Source organism: Clostridium sediminicola (assembly GCF_050402865.1).
GTDB lineage: Bacteria > Bacillota > Clostridia > Clostridiales > Clostridiaceae > Clostridium_AF > Clostridium_AF sediminicola.
This window is the reverse complement of sequence record NZ_BAABMF010000006.1, coordinates 1-20,611: the sequence shown is the minus strand read 5'-3', so window position 1 is coordinate 20,611 and position 20,611 is coordinate 1. Positions and strand designations below refer to the sequence as shown.

Below are 20,611 nucleotides of genomic sequence, written 5' to 3'. Positions count from 1 at the left end.
AATGAGATTTATAAAAGATGAGGAATTCATCAGAGGTAATTGCCCAATGACAAAAGAAGAAATTAGAATACTTAGCATAGCAAAATTGGAATTAGATGAAGATTCAAATGTACTTGATGTAGGAGCCGGAACAGGTTCAATTAGTATTCAGGCAGCAAAGATTTGTTCAAAGGGAAAAGTTATTGGAATCGAAAAAAATGAAGATGCTTTAGAAGTAATATATAAGAATAAAGAAAAGTTCCAAACCAACAATTTTGAAATAATTGAAGGGGAGGCAATGGAAAAATTAAATGAGATAAACCAAAGTTTCGATGCTGTTTTCATAGGTGGAAGTGGTGGAAACCTGAGCGAAATCATTAATATAAGTTTAGAAAAATTGAAGCCTCAGGGTAGAATAGTGTTGAACTTTATTACTATAGATAATTTGTACATAGCATTAAACACTCTTAAGGAGTTGGGAGTAGAGACTGAATGTAATCAAATTGGAGTGAGCAGAACTAAAGGCAGAACTCATATGTTGCTTGCAAATAATCCAATATTCATAATAAGTGGGAGGAAGTAAATGGCTAAATTAATAGGAATAGGCGTTGGCCCAGGAGATAAAGAACTTTTAACGATAAAAGCTGCTAGAATTATTGGTGAATCAGAAGTAATCGTAACGCCAAGTGGTATGAAAGGCGGAAAGAGTATAGCCTTAGAAACAGTTGAGGATTATATTAATGAGGGTTGCGAAGTATTAGTAAAGCATTTTCCAATGGGAGGACCAGAGCAAGAAGATAAGATTTATGAAGCTTTTGAAGCTATTGAGGAAAAACTTTTAGCAGGGAAAGATGTAACATTCCTAACTATTGGAGATCCTTTTGTATACAGTACATATATATATCTTTTGAAATACATAGAGGAAAAAGGGTACGAAACTGAAACAGTGCCAGGTATAACTTCTTTCTGTGCATGTGCAAGTATAGCAGGAACACCACTTGTTATAGGAAATGAGCCACTTAAAATAGTGCCTGGAGATAGAATTGATACTGTAACAGATGAAAAATTTGTTGTAGTTATGAAAGTTTATAGAAGAGAAGAAGAAGTATTAAACTACTTAGAGGATAAAGGTTTCAAGTATGTTTATATTAAAAAAGCAGGCAGAGACGGACAGGAAGTTTTAACTAATAAGGAAGAAATAATCAAAAATAACGAGTATATGGCGCTAATCATAGCAAATAGAGACTAGGGGGAAATTAACATGGTATATTTTATAGGAGCAGGTCCAGGTAACGTTGATTTAATCACAGTAAAGGGTAGAGATATTTTATCTAAAGCAGATGTTGTAATATATGCAGGATCATTAGTTAATAAAGAACACATGGATTTTTGTAAAGAAGGCGTAGAAATTCATAATTCAGCATCAATGACTTTGGATGATGTACTCCAAGTAATGAAGAAGGCTAAGGCAGAAGATAAAGAAGTAGTAAGACTTCACACTGGAGACCCAGCAATCTATGGTGCTATAAAAGAGCAAATGGATGAACTTGTGAAGTTAGATATTAATTTTGAAGTGGTGCCAGGAGTTAGTTCTTTCACAGCAGCTGCAGCAGCAATTAAGAAAGAATTTACACTTCCAAATGTAACACAAACGGTTATACTTACAAGAATTGAAGGAAGAACTCCAGTACCAGAAACTGAAGATTTAGAAAAACTAGCATCAGTTGGTGCTTCAATGGCTGTATTCCTTTCAGTATCAATGATTGAAAAAGTTGTAGCTAAATTAAGAGCAGGTTACGGAAGAAACGTTCCAATAGCAGTTATCGAAAAAGCAACATGGCCAGATGAGAGAGCTATCTTAGGAACTTTAGATGATATAAGCGAAAAAGTTAAAGTAGCAGGTATCACAAAAACAGCTCAAATATTAGTTGGTGACTTTATAGATTGTGATTATGATAAGAGTCTATTATATGATAAGACATTCTCACATATGTTTAGAGACGCGGAAAAATAGAGAGGTATTTTATGAAAACAGCTATTGTAACATTTACGAATCAAGGTGATTTAATAGCAGAAAAACTAAATAAACACATGGATATTGATTTGTATTCTAAAAAGAAGCAAGAGGATTTCAATTTCAAAGAAGTCTCTAAGAAACTTATGAAAGAGTACGAGGCAATAATATTTATATCATCCACTGGTATAGCAGTGAGGGCTATTTCACCCTATTTGATAAGTAAAACGGAAGACCCAGCAGTGGTTGTTATAGATAACTCATCAAAATATGTTATAAGTTTGCTTAGTGGACATTTAGGTGGAGCGAATGAACTAACATTGAAACTAGCAAAGATTTTAGATGCTGCACCTATTATCACAACAGCAACGGATAATTTGAATAAAGTTGCTCCTGATATGATTGCTAAAGATAATAATCTTATTATTAATGATATGAAAGAAGCAAAGGTTATAGCGGCTGATTTAGTTCAAGGTAAAAAAGTGGCATTTCTTGATGAGAAGAATCTTATAGGGTTACCTAAAGGATATATAAGCGATTTAGAAAAGCACTCTTCGTTGGTTTGTGTGACTAATAAAGAAATGCTTTCTTGTAATAAGGATAAATTTATATTGAAATTAATAAGAAAAGACATTGTTCTTGGAATTGGGTGTAGAAGAAATTACGACCCAGAAATAATGATTGTAAATGTACTTAGAACTCTAAAAGAAAATAACATAGATAGAAGAAGTATAAAATCAGTGGCAACAGTGGAAATAAAAAAAGATGAAAAAGCAATAATTGCTTTGGCTAAGGAACTAAATGCCGAGCTTAAGATATTTACAGTAGAAGATATTAGAAAAATACAAGATAAATTCGATGGAAGCGACTTTGTTGAAAAAACCATTGGAGTAAGAGCGGTAGCGGAACCCTGTGTTGAATTGGCAGGAGGAATGGTTACCATAGAGAAGCTGAAACTAAATGGAATGACATTTAGCGCAGGAGAACTGAAATAGGTGTAAATAATGAGGAGTGAAACGAAAAAAATGGGAAAATTATACGTAATCGGTATTGGTCCAGGTGGACTTGATCATATAACAGTAAAAGCATTAAACGCAATTAAAGAATGTGATGTAATCGTAGGATACACAAAATATTTAGAGTTTTTAGAGCCATTAATAGAGGGTAAAGAAACTTTATCTACTGGTATGATGGGTGAAGAAGAGAGATGTAAAAAAGCTTTGGAACTTGCAAAGGATAAAATAGTTGCTGTTGTAAGTACGGGTGATGCTGGTATTTATGGAATGGCTGGGCTTATATTAGAACTTAGAAAAGATGAAGAAGTTGAAATTATTCCTGGTGTTACAGCATCATCTTCAGCAGGTTCAGTAGTTGGAGCGCCATTAATGCATGATAACTGTAATATTAGTTTAAGTGATTTGATGACTCCTTATGAAGATATAAAGAAAAGAGTTAGACTTGCAGCAGAAGGAGATTTTATAATTTCTCTATACAATCCTAAGAGTAAAAAGAGAGTTACTTACTTAAGAGAAGCAATTGACACTATAAAAGAATTTAGACCTTCCAATACTCCAGTTGCGGTAGTGAAGAATGCTTTAAGAGATGGTCAATCAGTAGATATTTTCACTATAGATAATTTTGATGATAGTATAGTTGATATGTTTTCTATAGTTATTGTTGGAAACAGTAAGAGCTATATGAAAGATGGATTTTTTATAACACCGAGAGGCTATAAGCTCAATAAATAAATTACTGCGTAGATTTATTTATTGAGCAGTTAAGAGTTAAGAGTTTAGTTAAGAGTTAAAAGTTAAGAGTGACAAGTGATAAGTTACAAGTGACAAGTTAAGGTTGATTTTCTTGCAGAAAATCTTAAACTAAGCCTTTGTTATCTTCGATAACTGGATAATGATCTTTTGCTGTGCAAAAGGAATTATTTTATCTTTTTTCAATTAAAAGCTTTCGCTTGCGAAAGGTATCCACAACTTGTCACTTATCACTTGCCACTTGTCACTAATAAAGTATCTCTGAATAGGGGGGAATACATGATCGGATTAATTTTAGGTACTTCAGAGGGTAAGAATATTGTTTCTTTACTAAATGAGTTCACTGATGATTTATTTATAACTACAGCAACTTCTTATGGTGGAGAGCTTTTAAAAGAGTTTAAGTATAAAGAATTAAATTCTAAGCCACTTGCTAAAGAAGAGCTGAAAGAGATAATTCAGGAAAAGAATATTAATATAATAATTGATGCTACTCACCCTTATGCAGTGGAAATTACAAAGATGACTAAGTCAATCTGTAGGGAGTTATCTATTGATTATTTGAGATATGAGAGGGCTTCTGTTATTGATAAGTATAAGGGCGAAAAGAATATTGTACTTGTAGATGATTATGAAGGGGCATTTGAAAAATTTCAAGAAATTGAAGGAACAGTATTAAATACAACTGGGAGTAGAAATCTAGATAAATTCGTTAATTCGGATTTGAATAATAGAGTGATTCATAGGGTACTTCCTAGTGTTTCCGTTATGGAGAGATGTATCGGGTTAGGTATTGATATTGGTGATATTGTTGCAATGAAAGGTCCTATAGGTTATGATTTGAATCGTGGTTTTATTAATGAATATTCTGCTGTGGCTATGATACTAAAGGATAGCGGAGTTCAAGGTGGAACTGAAGAAAAGGTGAAAGCGGCTTTGGATTCAAATATTTTGGCTATAGTTATTAAAAGAGCGGATGAGGAATATTCTAAAGTGTTTAATAAAGAGAAAAATCTAGTGGATTTTATATATAATAATTATTTTGTGAAAGGAAGAGTGTGATGAAAAAGAAGTATATGTTTATAATGGCGGCTATTTTAACTTTATGTATGCCTTACACAGTTCAAGCTATGCATATTTCAGAAGGTTTTTTACCTCCTATGTGGTGTTTGTTCTACTTTGTAATTTCTGCTCCATTTATTATTAAAGGAGTAATGGAAATCAGAAAAAAAACTATGAATAATAAGGATATAAAAATGATGCTAGGGCTTATTGCTGCATTTGTATTCTTGTTATCAGCTATGAAATTGCCATCAGTTGCTGGAAGTTCATCACATCCAACAGGTACAGGGCTTGGAGCTATAATATTTGGACCTTTTGTAATGTCTGTTATAAGTTTAATTGTTCTATTATTCCAAGCGATTTTCCTTGCACATGGAGGACTTACTACTCTTGGTGCGAATGTATTTTCAATGGGAATTATAGGGCCAATAGTAGCTTTTGTGGTTTATAAATTACTTAAAAATAAAAATATGAGAGTTGCCGTATTTTTAGCAGCATTTCTTGGAGATATAGTGACATATTTAGTTACTTCTACTGAACTGGCATTTGCAATACCGTCAACAACAGGTGGAGTATGGGTTGCTTTTATAAAATTCTTAGGAGTATTTGCAATAACTCAAATACCTATTGCAATAGTTGAAGGATTCTTTACTGTTATTGTGTTTGAGTTTATACAAAAACATTCTAAAAAAGAACTTGAAATCCTTGAGGTGGAGGTTTAGATATGAAGAAAAGTATGAAGATTATAGTTGGGTTATTTATAGGATTAATGATGGTTTTGTTTGTTATGGGGCTAGTAGGAGATTTTACAGGATCTGATGATTCTGCAAATGATGCTATAATGGAGTTAAGAGAAGGTTATGAACCTTGGTTTGAAAGTGTATGGGAACCACCAACTGACTTAGCGGAAAAAGGAATATTTGTGTTACAAGCATCTGCTGCGGCTGGGTTTATAATATTTTACATGGTTAGGACGAAGAAGAAAGCAGTTAATTAAAATACGAAAGAATAAAAGGAAGTGACAAGTGATAAGTGACAAGTTACAAGTTATTGATACCTTTCGAGAACTCGAAAGCTCTTAACTTAAAAGGATTAAAAGATTTTCTGTAGGAAAATCAACTGCAACTTGTCACTTGTCACTAATATGATAAATCTACGAAGTAGATTATCTATTTGAAAGGGATAGTTATGTTTCGATTAATCAGCGCATACTCAAAAAACAGTAAATATAACTTAATACATCCAATTGAGAAATTGATTTTAACTATTTTTCCTATATTAATTTTAGGTTTTACTAAGTCAGCTATTCCTTTATTAATAAATATTGCTTTTTTTGCTTTGTTGCATTTGTTATGCAAGAATCCTATTAAAATGGTGGTTAAATTTGCAGTAACTTTAACTTTGTTCGGATTAATCTCTACAATTACCTTTGTTTTTGATTATGGGATTTATTATAGTCTGGTGGTTGTTTTAAAAACTTTATCAGGGGCTATGTCTCTTAGTTTTTTAGTTTTAACAACGCCAATAGATGATATTTTTTATCTTACTTCTAAAGTGAATTGGCTTAGTGATATTACGGATATTGCTAAAAATATGGAGCGGTTTATTGTATTGATTGAAGATGAGTATCAGATAATGTATAAAGCCATGTTGGTGAGAGGTGGATTTAGTGGTTTTAAAGCTAAGATTACCGATACGGCAAAAATGGCAGGGCTTTTGTTTGTGAATACTATGAAGCGATGGCGTGAGATTAAGGATAGTATAGATGCGCGGTGTTCTAGAGGGTGTGTTGTTTATATGGGGAAGGAATTTGGGGTTTCGGTTTGGAGAGTTTTGGGGTGTTTGGGGTATTGTTTCGTGTTGGTTGGGAGTTTGGTTTTGGTTTAATAATTAGATTTTGGAGCTTCGCCGATTTGGGTGGGGCTTTTTTGCGTGTTCTTTTATCTATTAGTGTGGTAATATTCAACTAATATATAATTCATTTAAAATAAAAAAAGAATCAAGCTTTACTAAATGGATAAAAACATGCAATTACTATGAAAGACTTTCATTTATAAGAATATATAAGTTTTTGAGTTTTGTATTTCAGTTATAAGGGGAGTAATAAGCATATAAATTGATATATTTTTAATGGATAAACAGTCAAGTTGGAAGTTGAGAAATATGAGGTACGGAACCTGTAGATAAATTATAAGAAATTCATATAGATTTAATTTGGTCCGTACCTTTTAGCGATGAGTAGTAGCTGTAGGAATTTAGTATTGATATTATATATCCCATTTGAAATTACTCATCTTAATAGTAGGTATATACACAAGTTTTATTATTATACCTTGTATAAACGTCAATATTACAATGATAATAATGAGTATTGGTTTGTAATTTTTTAAATTCATAACATTTAATTTTAGAATACTTAAGATATTTACTACCAAGGCAGTAGGAACAAAAAAAACAGTTACTTTACTTATTATTTTCATTAAATTATCTAACGTGTTATTCTCCTTAAACATAGTTAATTCTTTATATTCACTAACCTTATCTAATACCCTTTTGTGCAAAGTATTTATTTCTTTATCAATAATATCAGAATAAACTAATTCATTATCGTTTATGCATAAAAATAATATTTTATTTTTATTTTTAATTATCCATAAATCACCACAATTAAATTTTATACCATAATAGCATAGATTATCTGAGCAAATTAGCTTATAAATAATCTCAGCTTGTTTTTTGTTGAAATCAATAATTTCTTTACTTTTATTAATAAAATAATTTTTAATGGAAACATTAAAAATCTCACTAACATGTTTTTCATCTATTCCTTCAAATATATCAATATTTCTATATATAAGTTTATTTACAGAAGTGATTTCTTTTTTTAAATATGAATAGAACATCTTTAATAAATTTATATTGTTCAATAATTCTAACCAATATAATCTATCTTCATATGCATTAGGAGTACACATAAAAATTAAATCTTCTTGATATTTATTATCTATTTCATTTTTATCTAATACTAATCTGAATAACTTTGAAGAACCGTTTAATTTTAATTCTACATAAAATTGTTTATTATGTCCTTTATATTTGATTTCTTTTTCACATTGTACATCTAGATTATTATATGTAAAGATTTTTTTTAGATTATTTATAAAAAAATCAATCCATGATTCTGCATTTATAATGATTTTATTGGCTGTTAAAGTTATTAGAGTTTTATAATCCAATATTTGAAAATAAGAATCCATGTCTTCATCTATATCATCATTAATTCTACTTAAATTAATTACTATATCACCATTTAATTTATTAATTCCCTTTGACGCAATGAATGATAGTAATTCATATTCATACTTGATTAGCATTTAATTCACCCTTTAGCTTAATAAATTTATCAAATACTTCTAAAATATTATCGCTATTATTAATAGCTAAATCCATAATATGGCTAAATATATTGTGGATTTTTTTTATATCTATTTCTAATAGTTTAGATAATAGCTTTACTATTCTTTCATCTAGTTTGAATTTGATTTCTGAATTATTTTCAATAAAAATATCATTGATTAAACAATAAATGAAAGTGTTTCTTGTAATTGATATTGTATCTATATCATCATTATTGCCTAAAAGTGTATTTATGTTTCTTCTAATCTCTAAAAACATATCGTCTACTTGAGATACTTTCATTAACGAAGGTCCTAGTAACTTACGTTTTGCAATTAATTTGATTTCTTTTATATAATTTGTATTTAAATAATCATATTTTGTAACATCTTTTAATAGATTAATAAATTCATCAACATCTTTAACTTCCATACTTTTAGATCTACATATTAACTTACCCTTATCACCATCTATTGTAATATACTTATCTTCATTGGAACTCATAGATATTTTTATTAATGATATAGGGTGTTTATCATAAAAATCTCTTAAACTAGTATGTTGCAATGGATTATCACCAAAATTATCTATGATATTAAAATCCACATTCATACAATTATCAACGGAGAATTTGAATTTAGAAGCATATTTATTACTTTTTTTCAATAAGACTCTAAGAGCTATATCACTTAAGCAATAGGGAGTAATATCATCATATGTATCGGTAAGCAAATTTTTGATATTATCCATCAACTTCATTTTTACAGTCTTTGTATGAGTATACTCATTAAAATCAGTCATTAATATAAAACCTAGATTAAAATATATTCTTAGCTCTGTATTTATGAACTGTTGGTTATCATTATCTTTATAATCATTTATCTTTATGCTACTCAATCTAATATCAATACAATTTATATCTTTTCTTAAAAAGACACATGTATGTATATCAGACATTTCATATTCTCTATCTTTTTCACTTAACTTTTGTAACTTTATATATCCTAAATCTATACTGATATAACTTAAATCTATTTTAAATAAACTTGCATTAAAATCAGATTTCTCTATGTGCTCGTTAGAAAAAGATTGATTAATCAAAGTTTCTAGTATTTGATTAGTGTTATATCTAGATTTATAGACTGTGTAAATTATTCGTTCTTTTGTAGAATTTGTGAATTCTATGCTATTTAAATTTATATTCATAACATCTTCTATATGTTTTATTATTAACTCTAAATTTTTTTTATCTATTAAATTGATTTTTTCCCATATAGTGTACTCACCATTTCTTGTAAAAAATAATTTTTGCTCTATCACTCTGATCACCTCATTTAGATATAAAGATCATTAATAAATTTACTTGTTTTAAATACTGCTGCACTATTATTCAATTCTTTAAGGTTTTTAATATCTTCTTTGAGCATTTCCAAGATGGTGTCTATAGCGCTCGAGTTAGCCAAAATCTTATCTAATGCTTTATCCACATCAGTAGGTTTAATTTGTTTTTTATTGCTATGTCTTAATTGGTCAATAATATTATATATGAGCATAATTGTTAAATATTTGCTTGTGGCTTGTAATCTATCAAACCCATCTTTTGTTGATTGTATTCCAACGAAGTCATCTGATTCAGCTACATCCGTAATTAGTTTTTTTAATCTTTTCTTGTATAAAAGACACTCTTGATTATCACTTTCATCATTTTCAGTAGTGAGTTCGTCTATAATTTCAATTTCAGTTAATTCCATCATCAATTGCTTTTTCATAATTCCATCACCTTATTGTATATATTTATAATAAAACCATATTATATTTAATTATACATTAATAAACATGTTAGTGTATACATTATAAATAATCTATAGGTTTGTTTTTACGGAAGTTTTCATATTTCCAAAAGTAAGCTCGTCAGCAAAGCTTCCTCGCAAAATGCCCCGGACCTAAAGAAATTTATGTGAATTTTATATAAATAATGTATAAAAAAATGTTAAATAATACAAGTATATTAACATCAGGGAAACCTGATGTTTTTTTAGCTAAATAACTTATTAGCGAAATATGAATACACCTAAAAAGTTATATTGATAGCTTTAGTTAAATAATAATTAAGAATGTTAAACATCAATTGCAAAAAAAATTGTTTGTAAAATGACGGGAAGCTTTGCTGATGGAGATTTAGTCAAAAACTCTAAATGTAAAATAATTACAAATAAATCTTGAATATATATATTAATCATGATACAATTATACCGAACGAATATAATTCGTTCGGTATAATCTATTATGAAAGGAAACGATAATGAAAAAATTAATTGCTATTGGAGAAACAAAGTTTATAGAGTTTAAAAAAGAGTATACAAAAACGTTATTAAAAACTATTTCTGCATTTGCAAATTATCATAACGGAAATATTCTTATAGGAGTTAATGATGATGGCTCTGTTATTGGTATAGAAAATCCTGATGCAGTAAGATTAAGTATAGAAAATGCTATTAATGATAATATTTTTCCGAAGCCTTATTATGAAATAGAATATGATGAAATTGAGGAGAAAACTATAATTAGTATAAAGGTTTATAAGGGTGAAAATACACCTTATACGTTGAATAACAAAGCATATAAACGTATGGATACTTCTACAGTTCAGGTTGATAAATGGGGTTATGAGGATTTGGTATTAAAGGGAAGAAACTTAAGTTTTGATTCTTTAAACTGCTCATATGAAAATCTTAGTGTTGATTATTTGGAAAGAAAGCTTAGAGAAAAGCTGGGTATAGGGAAGTTATCAGAAGATATGTTGAAATCATTAGAGCTTATTAAAAATGATAAATATACTAACGCTATGGCGCTACTTTCAGATAAAAACCCTCTAGTAAATTCTACATTAGCATTAATCAGATTTGATGGGGATTCTATACTAAACATTAAAGATAGATTAATATTATCAAAAATATCTATAATAGAACAGTTTGACAGAAGCATGGATTTTTATATAAAGCATATTAATACACAGGAAATAATAAATAATGCATATAGAAAAACAATTGAGGAGATTCCTAGAGTTGCATTTAGAGAGGCTATAGCTAACGCAATTGTGCATAGAGATTATTCAAAACAAGGGGATATAAAAGTTGAAATTTATGATAGTAGAATTGAAATTATATCACCAGGAGGTCTTCCAATAGGCATATCAGAGGACGAGTTTTTAGAAGGTAGAATATCTATTCCTAGAAATAAAATACTATCTGATATATTCCTAAGAATAAATATAATTGAAAGACTTGCAACTGGAATTAGAAGAATTAAAGAGTACTACAAAGAATATGATGCTAATCCTGTTTTTGATATTTCAGAGAATACAATAAAAATTGTTTTACCTAATATTGCTTGTAAGAGTAATGATATTTATTCCATGAATAACATGAATAATTTGAAAGGTAAAATTAAAAACCTGGGTAATAATGAAAAGATACTTGCTGAATACTTAATAAAGAATAAAACTATTAATAGAGTAGAGGCTGAGCAAGTTCTTAATTTGAAGAAGACACAAACTGTTGAGATTCTTAAAAAACTACAGAGCACAGGTATTGTTGTTAAAATTGGAAGCGGTAAAGAGACTAAGTATACTTTAAATGAATAGGTATAGAGAATCCATTGTGAAAATTAATTTATACTTGTATCAAAATATCGACGATTCAACGAGCTTTGGACACGTATAAATTAATAGTTGAATTGGAGTCTCTGTAAAATGAGTTTATAATATTCGACCGGTTTTCGTTCGGGGTACGAACGGAATCAACTCCGGCCATTGCATGTCCTAATATAACCAAGAAAAGTAGCAAGCTAAAACTAAAGGTTTCCACACTACTCAGGGGTGTAAAATATTCCAATGACAAGATATAATAAATAAAATATAAATACTTAAAAGCATGTACGAAGAGGACCAATTGGTACTTTTCACATGCTTTATTTTGGTTAATCAACCATTTAGTAAATGTTAAACACCTGCCGTGGACGTTAGATATTTCCTAGAGCTCAAAATTGAGTTATCAAAAATACTTTCAAGAACATTTTAGAAAACTTAAAAATGGATTCTCTAAAATAATATATATAGATAAATTTGAAACTAAATTTAAAACTTAAGTATTAAGATATAACAATTGGACAAAAATGATTAATGAGTAGTGATTTATGTAAATAAAATTTCACTTATTGAGAAAGGTTGTAATTTACAATTTAGTATTAGGATAGCATAGAATATATATAAATGCTGGGTTATTATATAAATATAAGTATTGTGGGTTGTGGCTCTATTGGATAAAAAGGTATTGGAGTTTGTTATTTTCTGTGTTGAGAGCTTAGCTGAACAGATGAAGATGAGTGCAAAAGATGTATATAAATTAGTAGATGAAGATACACATATTTACAAGAGTATATTGTTCCTTGTTATGAACCGTTACATTCCCAGAGTAAGCATTATATTGTTGAAGACTTAATGGAAGTATTGAAAGAGAGAGGAACGATAAAATGATAGTATACCACGGCTCATTTTGTTTAGTTAATAATCCTCATGTGTCTTTTCCTAGAGATGTTTTAGATTTTGGAAAAAGGTTATTATAGGTGGTATAGCAGATGATAGAGTATATAATACAATAGAACTTTATAAAGATAGCTTAATTGATAAAGGTGAAGCACTTAAAAGATTGCAATATTATAAACCTGATCATCAGATATGCATTGTTAATCAAGAAATAATAAACAAATATTTAAAGTATAAAGAGTATAAGGAAGTGTAAATATGGAGGCAAATAAAATATTATTACAATCTCTATATAAAGATATAATTCTTGAGTTTTCCAAAGAAACTGGAAAAGAATTAGATGAAAGTATGAGGTTTTTTTATACATCTGAAACTTATGGATTAATAAGTGAAGGAGTAGGGGATTTACATTGTAGAGGGGCTAAATATTTAGCACAGGAATTAATGTTAGAATATGGGCTAATGGAGCATAAAAGTTATCCAAAGGACTTTGTCCATTAATAGAGTTAATCAAAAAAACATCAATTTGATGTTTTTTTGATTATATAGGCATTTATAATTTAATACCTTAAGTCGTGAATCCCGATGGTAGATGTTTCAGAGAACTCAAAATTGAATTCTCTGAAATACTTTCAAGAACATTTTAGAAAAGCCAAAAATGGATTCTCTAAAATTATATATAATTAGACAAATTTTGAACTTATTTCACCACTTAAGTATTAAGATATAATAATAGGACAAAAATGATTAAAGAGTAGTAATTTTTTGAAAGTTGCTATACAATTTTTATATAGAGGCTTAAGGGAGTTGAGGTAGTTTGGTACATAAAAATGGGATAAATATTAAAGATGAAAACTTATACGATAATATAAAGACAACTTTAAGTAGAGCAAGAGAAAAAGCATATAAAGCTGTTAATTTTGCAATTGTGGATGCATATTGGAATATTGGAAGAATGATTGTTGAAGAAGAGCAAAATGGAACAGATCGGGCTAATTATGGAGATTATATAATAAAATATTTATCAGAAAAATTAACAAAAGATTTTGGTAAAGGTTTTTCAACTACTAATCTGAAGTATATGAGAAGATTTTATAATGCTTTTTCAATAAGTCAGACACTGTCTGACCAATTGAGTTGGAGTCATTATTTGCTTCTATCTAAGATAGATGAAACACAAAAGAGAAAATTCTATTTTGAAGAAGCTATTTCAGCAAATTGGTCAGTTAGAGAATTAGATAGACAGATAGCATCATTATTGTTTGAAAGGTTGTCTTTGAGCAAAGATAAAAAGAGTATTTTACAATTAGCAAATGAAGGTCATAAAATATCTAAACCAGAGGATTTAGTGAAAGATCCTTATGTTCTAGAGTTTTTAGGGTTGAAGCAAAATTCTGCTTTTTATGAGAAGAATTTAGAAGATGCGTTGATTGAGCATTTACAGGAATTTCTTTTAGAGTTGGGAAAAGGTTTCTGCTTTGTTTCTAGACAACAAAGAATAACTTTAGATGGAGAGCATTATTTTATAGATTTAGTTTTTTATAATAGAATTGCGAAGTGTTTTGTGCTTATAGATTTAAAAATTGGCAAATTAACTCATCAGGATATTGGACAAATGCAGATGTATACCAATTACTACAAAAGGAATGAAATGATGGATGGAGAAAATGAGCCTATTGGTATACTGTTATGTTCAGAGAAAAATGAAGCAGTAGTCAAATATACTCTTCCCGAAGGTCAAAAGCAAATATTTGCATCAAAATATAAGATATATTTGCCTTCAGAGGAAGAACTAAAAGAAGAGTTGATTAAAGAAAGAGATATTATTGAAATTCAGAAGAAAATCAAATAACGTTTCTAATTAATCTAAAAAAAGTTTCGCTACTATCCCTGGTGTGTAAAATTTACCAGTAACGAGCTATAATAAATAAAATATATATATTTAAAAGCATGTACAAAGATGACTAATTGTTACTTTTTACATGCCTTATTTAGGGTACTTAAGCATTTAGTAAATGTTAAGTACCTGCCATCGGAAATCAAGACTTCAGGTATTCCAATCCCCTAATATTCTGTATATTCAAATCTTAAATTCTGAAAGCTCAAAATTGAGTTTTCAGAAATACTTTTAAAAACATTTTAGAAAAGCCAAAAATGGATTTTGAATATTATTTACATTTAGTTATAAATAATGTATAATTATTACAAAAACATGATTAGAAATTTAGCTAGAAGAGAACAATATTTTTTAGAGGGAGAGTTTCATGAATGACATAGTTACTCAAATAGGAAAATTAAAATTACAAGGAAATATTGTTGATTCTGGTTGGTTTCAAAATATAAGATATAAAAATGGCAGAGTTAATATGAATGCTATTTTTATATTATCTGAAATTATTTATTGGTATAGACCTACAAAGGTTATTGATGAAACTACAGGGGAAGTTATTGAGTATAGGAAGAAGTTTAAAGGAGATAAACTTCAAACGAGTTATAAATTTTATGAAGACAAGCTTGGTCTTACAAAAGGTCAAGCTAAATTGGCTTGTAAATTTTTAGTAATGACAATTCTTTAAACTAGGAGGGTTTATGACTGAAAATAATAATGAAATTGTATTAACTATGAGTATGAAAAAATATATATTAACAGTAGTTTTTTGCATATTTATAATAGCTACTGGCGGAATAGCTGTTTTGCGTTTAGATTTTGATTGTAGTGATAGCCTAGTGGTAATAGCAGTAGCTATTGGAACATTATTATCTCAAATCCATAGAATTGAAAAGATAAAAGAATCAAAAATTGATACTAATAAATATTTCAACTTTAAATATGATGTCTTGACGAGCATTATAATATTTTCAGTTCTTATTTTAGATGGAATGTTTTTCAAGAATATACTTATTCATATTTTAGCAATACTTATGTGTATATTTGGGCTGCAGTTGTTAGTATCTACTACTATCAAATATTTTAAAAAGAGGCCTATTGTGTTAATTAATTATTATGGTATAAAACGTGATTTTGATATTTTTTCACCGGAATTAGATATATTAAAATGGGAAGAAGTTAAAGAGGTATTTAAGTATGAAGATATTTCAGGTAAATGTATTGGAATTCTACCAGAAAACATGAAAAGTATTCTAGGTGAGAGAAGTTGGATTAGAAGACTTTTGATAGGTAAACCTAAAATATTAACTATCTGCCAAAGAGAAATTACTACAGATATTGATGATTTGTATACTGAAATTAAAAATCGATTGATAGTAACTTGAATATCAATGAATACTAATAAGCCAAATGTGATATAAATATAATCTAACTTACTTTAGATTATATTACTTTAGAGTAAGTTAATCTAAAGTAAGTTAGATGAGGTAATTTTTATAATTTACTTTCCCATATAAATCCAATAAAATATGAGTAAACTCATAAAAGGAAAGAGGAAATGATCATGAAAATATTGATATTATATTTTAGTGGCACTGGAAACACAGAATTTGTTTCGAGATATATAAAAGATCATTTAAATGCTGATGAACACGATATAACGCTATCTCCAATAGAATACTTTAAGAAGGAAAATATATCACAATATGATACTTTGTTTTTTGGTTTTCCTGTATATGCTTGTGGTGTGCCAAATTTTATAAAAGATTATTTAAAAGGTATAACTGTTACAACTACAAAGACTGTTTTTATATTTTGCACCAAGGCTTTTTTTAGTGGAGCAGCTGTGGAACAGGCCTTTAAATTATTCAGAGAACAAGGGTATAATCGACTTTCATATGCAGATGTAACCATGCCAGGCTCAGATGGACTAGCTTTTTCAAGAAAAGATTCTAAGATAGTAGATAAAATAGGAAAAATGGATTTTTCCAAACTTGAAGAAGTAGATAAAATGCTTGATAAAAACAACATAAATCAAAAGGGTATAAATATAAAATATGCAATTAGTAATCGCTTTATTAGTAAACTTTTAGGTGTAGGATTTAAAGTTGGTGAAAAAATCATAGCAAAGAAATTTTGGGTAAATGAGAATTGCATTAGATGTGGAAAATGTGAAAAAATTTGTCCATCAAAGAATATAAAAGTAAATGATGATGGAATATCATTTGAGGATAAGTGCTATCTTTGTATGAGATGTTTACATCAATGTCCCAAAGAAGCTATTCAAATAGGCAAAGGAACGATTGGAAAGTTTAGATGGAAAGGGCCCAAGGGAGATTATAATCCTCTTAAAATTAAAATTTAGGGAGGAATTTAATACCTGAAGTCAGGAAATTCTAAAGCAGGGTATTTCTGAGAGCTCAAAATTGAGCTTTCAGAAATACTTCAAAGTATACTTTTACCATACAACAATGTTTTCCACCCATATACAGTGAATAAGTGGATTATCTTTAAGGTTTAAGAGCTCCTTGCTGTCAGCAGTAATATACATACCTACATATTGGGCGCCATTATTTTCAACATCTTTAATCAGATTATCAAAATTAATATCATTAAATATATCGTCATAGTACATTACCTGTAGCAGTTGGAGGTTATTCTTTATAAGATTCAGGTTACCAATTAAAGAGTCCTTGTGAGCTTGGTCGTCCATATTCTCATATTGAGTTTGCTTTAAACTGTTATCTTCCATCTGTTTATCATTATCTTTATTCTTATCGTATGGATAAGTACGTGTGAATCCATAATATGAAGGATTTGCTAAAACAAGCTTCGAGTCCACCGCTACAATAGGGGTAATGTCCATATTATTTATTTGATTTATAGAATAATCTTTTAGCTGTTGAGCAGTTAAAGTTTTATTGAATTCAACAAATATTTTTGACACTGTCCCTTGAGGGGCATTTTCTAATATTTTAAAACCTGATATGGGGTCAGATTCATGGCTATTTAACAAGGAATAATGCTCAGTTGGAAAAAATGGAGCTTCTATTAATTGCTTTGATTGAACAAGTCTGCCCAAACTATATTTAACCTTTAGCTCAGTTTCATCTACTATTGTATGCCCAACAGTATTGTTAAGGTGGACATCAATACTTTGTTGTGCAAAAAGTGATGTAGCTTCACTGCTTGAAGTGTACTCATATTGCGGATGAAATATCTGAGCTAATTGAACAATTGCTGCTCTTTTTACGTAGGATTCTTTATAATTTAGTCCAAATAATGACATTGTTATATTTGATGTTAAAAAAATTAGTAAGATAATAATTATAGAAGCAGAAAGAACTGTAATTGTCGTCATCATGGCAATCCTTAGATTAACTCTACGTTTGAAAAGTTTAGCAGATTTACTCTGATTATCTTTCCTTTCGGGCATATCTAGCTTCAATTCTTCGAAGAATGCCTTATCATCGTCGTTAAGATAATCCCATATAGCAGAGAATTTATCTATTTCACATTCTATTTCTGGGATTTCATTCTGGTTCAATTTACCTTCTTTATATAAGTGCAGTTTTTCTTGAAAATCACTATTCATTAATATTCCTCCTTAAGACTCTAAGAGTTTTTCTAGCCCTGTAAATTAAATTCGTTACTGCTGAAACACTGATGCCTAAAATTTCTCCTGCTTGTTGATATGAAAGTTCATTTACCAAGCATAACAGTACTGCCTGGCGCTGATTTTCAGGAAGTTGTCCAATTAATTCAAAAGCTAACCGTGTATTTTCCTTATGTATTATACCCTCAGTAAAATCTTCTACCTTTATTTGATTTAAAAAGCTGTCTTCTCGAAAATCCAATCTTTTGTTTTTTCTAACATAATCAACGTAGAGGTTATGGGCTACGGTTAAAAGCCAGGATTTAATACTTTCCTTAGGGGATTGAAGAACGCATAATGCTTTAATAAAGGCCTCTTGTGTCAAATCCTCTGATATTTGATGATTATATGTAAGTCCATAAAGGTACTTATAAACGTATGATGAATACTCTTTATAGATTTTAATAAAAGTGTCGTCCTCCAAACAATCACTCCCATCCATGGATTTAAACAGTGTCATTATATATACGATTAAGTTGACCAAATATCGCGGTACTTTATAAAAATATTATATAGTAGTTAATCCACAAAAAGTAATTTAGTTGAACTTCAACCACAGTAAATAGCGTCAGAAATGTTCAATCTGCGGTATATATTGCGGTTGATGTTAGTTCAACTTACTTTTTGTGGTTTAACCATATAGTAAGATTAATGGAGTAACACTATTCTTTTAAAAAATCAGAAGGTGGGTCTAATTTAACACCAGAAGTAGTAAATTACGTATGGTTTTGAACAAAATTTATTCGGACATTTTAGTTTTATATTCTACGATATAGTAGAATAATTGGAAAAATATTGACTGGTATAGTAACTATTGTTAATATGTACAAGTATATGTTTTTGAGATAGTAGCGTATATTCAAAAGAGTATTAAAATGTTGGGAAGAGTTTACGCTTACTATAATATAAATAATTTTATATCGTAGCAGTATATGAAAAAAATTAAGCTAATCAGGAGGAGCTATTGAATGAAAGTTAATAAACTATTTTGTATAAGTGTAGTAGGAGTGCTACTTCTTTTGTTAACAAGTTGCGCCAATAATGTACAAGTAATGAAGGAATACAAAACATATTCGAATATATTATATAATATTAGTTATCCAAGTGATTGGGAAGAACCAAACGTGGATAAAAAGCTTATAAAAAATAGTAGGGTGTATTTTGATACTAACGATAGTAAAATACTTGGTTTAAGTATTTCAATAGATTTTTTTGGAACTAATACGGTCGCTATAATGGAGGAAAGAATAAACAATATAAAAAAGACTCCAAACTTGCTTTGTGAAGTTAAAGAATATACTATATCGGGAAAACAAGGGTACAATATCAAAATAAAAGAAGATGGAAAAATAAATGAGGTATACGTTGTTGAAAATAAGGGTTTAGTATATGAATTGAACTTTGAAACTAAAGGAACAATTAATAAGGAATCTCAAATAAAAATTGATAAAATATTAGACACATTTACGTTTCAAAACCGTAAATCGATAAATGAATTATGGCAAAATTGGAATAAATATAGTGAGGGGAATCTGGAGGTATATTATCCAAAACATAGCATTATTAGTAATGATGTAGAAGGATGGACTAAAGGTAGAATTAAAGCCTTTGATTATATAATAGAGTATTTAGGTGTTGAGTCTACTGATGAAATAATAAAGATATATGTATTTGATTCACAGGATCAGGCAGATGAGTATGGTTTAACATTGGGATTTGCTTTAAGTGAATATAATGAGATATATACTAAGTATAGCCAAAGTGAAGGACATGAAATAGCACATTGTATTTCATGGTGGATTAATAATGGTGAGCGTTTGACATCAGATCTAATTAATGAAGGATTCGCAACATATTTTGATATGTCAGGAAGAAACTATGATAGAATAAGTGCTGAAATATTAAAAGAAAAAAATTATAATGTTAAGTTATTTGGAAATGACTTTAGAAAAAATGAAGACGGCGAGGCATATACTTTGGGTGCTTCATTTGTAAAATACTTGATAGACGAATATGGAATTGATTTATTTAAAGAATTCTTTGCTCAAAATCAATACAATGAAGCAGAAAGTTTTCAAAAATTCTATAAAAAATCAGGTGAAACACTTATAAATGAATGGGTGGAAAAAGAAAAATCTATAATTATGAAATAGATTAGGTAAAAGGGAGTCTGCTCAATTTGAGACTCTAGATAGTTTTGTGTAGTTTAATATTTTATAATTATAATATTACTGGAAATTCTTAATTCCAGTAATATTATTTTTTATCTTTGAAATACTAATACTGTTGGATTATGTTTATCTATATT

Annotated in this window: 23 protein-coding genes and 1 pseudogene; 19 read left to right on the top strand and 5 right to left on the bottom strand. The window is 29.0% G+C overall.

Going from position 1 to position 20,611, the window contains the following annotated elements; genetic code table 11:
* The first annotated feature begins 1 nt into the window (after position 1).
* The 9 genes from cbiT (at position 2) to ACQ3F0_RS11705 (ending at position 6,708) form a co-directional block, all read left to right on the top strand.
* Complete coding sequence (gene cbiT, locus ACQ3F0_RS11745) at positions 2 to 562, top strand: precorrin-6Y C5,15-methyltransferase (decarboxylating) subunit CbiT (RefSeq protein WP_428865445.1); 561 nt, start codon at positions 2 to 4, stop codon at positions 560 to 562.
* Positions 563 to 1,228 (top strand): cobalt-factor II C(20)-methyltransferase, encoded by a 666-nt coding sequence (locus ACQ3F0_RS11740; RefSeq protein ID WP_428865444.1) that lies wholly within the window; start codon positions 563 to 565, stop codon positions 1,226 to 1,228. It abuts the gene before it with no gap.
* A 12-nt stretch (positions 1,229 to 1,240) separates the two neighbouring features.
* Complete coding sequence (gene cobM, locus ACQ3F0_RS11735) at positions 1,241 to 1,993, top strand: precorrin-4 C(11)-methyltransferase (RefSeq protein ID WP_428865443.1); 753 nt, start codon at positions 1,241 to 1,243, stop codon at positions 1,991 to 1,993.
* 11 nt (positions 1,994 to 2,004) lie between these two features.
* Positions 2,005 to 2,988 (top strand): cobalt-precorrin 5A hydrolase, encoded by a 984-nt coding sequence (cbiG, locus tag ACQ3F0_RS11730; protein WP_428865442.1) that lies wholly within the window; start codon positions 2,005 to 2,007, stop codon positions 2,986 to 2,988.
* 30 nt (positions 2,989 to 3,018) lie between these two features.
* A complete protein-coding gene (gene cobJ / locus ACQ3F0_RS11725; protein ID WP_428865441.1) occupies positions 3,019 to 3,741 on the top strand; it encodes a precorrin-3B C(17)-methyltransferase in 723 nt (240 codons plus the stop codon).
* 297 nt (positions 3,742 to 4,038) lie between these two features.
* Positions 4,039 to 4,821 carry a cobalt-precorrin-6A reductase gene (locus ACQ3F0_RS11720; RefSeq protein WP_428865440.1) on the top strand — a complete coding sequence of 261 codons (783 nt, stop codon included), beginning with the start codon at positions 4,039 to 4,041 and terminating at the stop codon, positions 4,819 to 4,821.
* Positions 4,821 to 5,543: an energy-coupling factor ABC transporter permease gene (locus ACQ3F0_RS11715; RefSeq protein ID WP_428865439.1), complete on the top strand. Its 723-nt coding sequence runs from the start codon at positions 4,821 to 4,823 to the stop codon at positions 5,541 to 5,543. Before ACQ3F0_RS11720 ends, ACQ3F0_RS11715 begins: the two co-directional genes overlap by 1 nt.
* 2 nt (positions 5,544 to 5,545) lie before the next feature.
* Positions 5,546 to 5,818, top strand: coding sequence for an energy-coupling factor ABC transporter substrate-binding protein (locus tag ACQ3F0_RS11710; protein WP_428865438.1), 273 nt, complete (start codon positions 5,546 to 5,548; stop codon positions 5,816 to 5,818).
* Between the two features lie 191 nt (positions 5,819 to 6,009).
* The gene (locus tag ACQ3F0_RS11705) at positions 6,010 to 6,708 is read left to right on the top strand and encodes a CbiQ family ECF transporter T component (protein ID WP_428865437.1); all 699 of its coding nucleotides are present in this window, start codon (positions 6,010 to 6,012) and stop codon (positions 6,706 to 6,708) included.
* 380 nt (positions 6,709 to 7,088) lie between these two features.
* On the opposite strand, the gene ACQ3F0_RS11700 is transcribed toward ACQ3F0_RS11705, so the two are convergent.
* The 3 genes from ACQ3F0_RS11700 to ACQ3F0_RS11690 are packed head-to-tail and all read right to left on the bottom strand — an operon-like array spanning position 7,089 to position 9,986.
* Positions 7,089 to 8,195: a hypothetical protein gene (locus tag ACQ3F0_RS11700; RefSeq protein ID WP_428865436.1), complete on the bottom strand. Its 1,107-nt coding sequence runs from the start codon at positions 8,193 to 8,195 to the stop codon at positions 7,089 to 7,091.
* Complete coding sequence (locus ACQ3F0_RS11695; RefSeq protein ID WP_428865435.1) at positions 8,179 to 9,537, bottom strand: hypothetical protein; 1,359 nt, start codon at positions 9,535 to 9,537, stop codon at positions 8,179 to 8,181. The genes ACQ3F0_RS11700 and ACQ3F0_RS11695 overlap by 17 nt, the downstream gene beginning before the upstream one ends.
* A gap of 14 nt (positions 9,538 to 9,551) precedes the next feature.
* The gene (locus ACQ3F0_RS11690; RefSeq protein ID WP_428865434.1) at positions 9,552 to 9,986 is read right to left on the bottom strand and encodes a hypothetical protein; all 435 of its coding nucleotides are present in this window, start codon (positions 9,984 to 9,986) and stop codon (positions 9,552 to 9,554) included.
* Between the two features lie 533 nt (positions 9,987 to 10,519).
* Here ACQ3F0_RS11690 and ACQ3F0_RS11685 point away from each other — a divergent pair.
* The 9 genes and pseudogenes from ACQ3F0_RS11685 to ACQ3F0_RS11645 all read left to right on the top strand — a co-directional run bounded on the left by ACQ3F0_RS11685 (position 10,520) and on the right by ACQ3F0_RS11645 (position 17,013).
* The gene (locus ACQ3F0_RS11685; protein ID WP_428865433.1) at positions 10,520 to 11,860 is read left to right on the top strand and encodes an RNA-binding domain-containing protein; all 1,341 of its coding nucleotides are present in this window, start codon (positions 10,520 to 10,522) and stop codon (positions 11,858 to 11,860) included.
* Positions 11,861 to 12,524: 664 nt separating this feature from the next.
* A pseudogene (locus ACQ3F0_RS11680) lies at positions 12,525 to 12,596 on the top strand (hypothetical protein); the annotation flags it as partial.
* A 59-nt stretch (positions 12,597 to 12,655) separates the two neighbouring features.
* On the top strand, positions 12,656 to 12,751 hold the full coding sequence (locus ACQ3F0_RS11675; protein WP_428865676.1) for a DUF3791 domain-containing protein: 96 nt from the start codon (positions 12,656 to 12,658) through the stop codon (positions 12,749 to 12,751).
* A gap of 82 nt (positions 12,752 to 12,833) precedes the next feature.
* Complete coding sequence (locus ACQ3F0_RS11670; RefSeq protein ID WP_428865675.1) at positions 12,834 to 13,016, top strand: DUF3990 domain-containing protein; 183 nt, start codon at positions 12,834 to 12,836, stop codon at positions 13,014 to 13,016.
* A gap of 2 nt (positions 13,017 to 13,018) precedes the next feature.
* Positions 13,019 to 13,261: a hypothetical protein gene (locus ACQ3F0_RS11665; protein ID WP_428865431.1), complete on the top strand. Its 243-nt coding sequence runs from the start codon at positions 13,019 to 13,021 to the stop codon at positions 13,259 to 13,261.
* Positions 13,262 to 13,577: 316 nt separating this feature from the next.
* Positions 13,578 to 14,612, top strand: a complete 1,035-nt coding sequence (locus tag ACQ3F0_RS11660) for a PDDEXK nuclease domain-containing protein (protein WP_428865430.1) — start codon at positions 13,578 to 13,580, stop codon at positions 14,610 to 14,612.
* 412 nt (positions 14,613 to 15,024) lie between these two features.
* Positions 15,025 to 15,336: a hypothetical protein gene (locus ACQ3F0_RS11655; protein WP_428865429.1), complete on the top strand. Its 312-nt coding sequence runs from the start codon at positions 15,025 to 15,027 to the stop codon at positions 15,334 to 15,336.
* A gap of 13 nt (positions 15,337 to 15,349) precedes the next feature.
* A complete protein-coding gene (locus tag ACQ3F0_RS11650; RefSeq protein WP_428865428.1) occupies positions 15,350 to 16,033 on the top strand; it encodes a hypothetical protein in 684 nt (227 codons plus the stop codon).
* Between the two features lie 179 nt (positions 16,034 to 16,212).
* Entirely contained in the window at positions 16,213 to 17,013 is an 801-nt protein-coding gene (locus tag ACQ3F0_RS11645) for an EFR1 family ferrodoxin (RefSeq protein WP_428865427.1), read from the top strand.
* 93 nt (positions 17,014 to 17,106) lie between these two features.
* Here the strand turns inward: ACQ3F0_RS11645 and ACQ3F0_RS11640 are convergent, their stop codons facing one another.
* Together ACQ3F0_RS11640 and ACQ3F0_RS11635 are read right to left on the bottom strand one after the other, a co-directional pair.
* Positions 17,107 to 18,243 (bottom strand): anti sigma factor C-terminal domain-containing protein, encoded by a 1,137-nt coding sequence (locus ACQ3F0_RS11640; RefSeq protein ID WP_428865426.1) that lies wholly within the window; start codon positions 18,241 to 18,243, stop codon positions 17,107 to 17,109.
* Entirely contained in the window at positions 18,236 to 18,727 is a 492-nt protein-coding gene (locus tag ACQ3F0_RS11635) for an RNA polymerase sigma factor (RefSeq protein ID WP_428865425.1), read from the bottom strand. Before ACQ3F0_RS11635 ends, ACQ3F0_RS11640 begins: the two co-directional genes overlap by 8 nt.
* Positions 18,728 to 19,271: 544 nt before the next feature.
* On the opposite strand from ACQ3F0_RS11635, the gene ACQ3F0_RS11630 reads away from it, so the two are divergent.
* On the top strand, positions 19,272 to 20,456 hold the full coding sequence (locus ACQ3F0_RS11630; protein WP_428865424.1) for a PsbP-related protein: 1,185 nt from the start codon (positions 19,272 to 19,274) through the stop codon (positions 20,454 to 20,456).
* Positions 20,457 to 20,611: the final 155 nt, after the last annotated feature.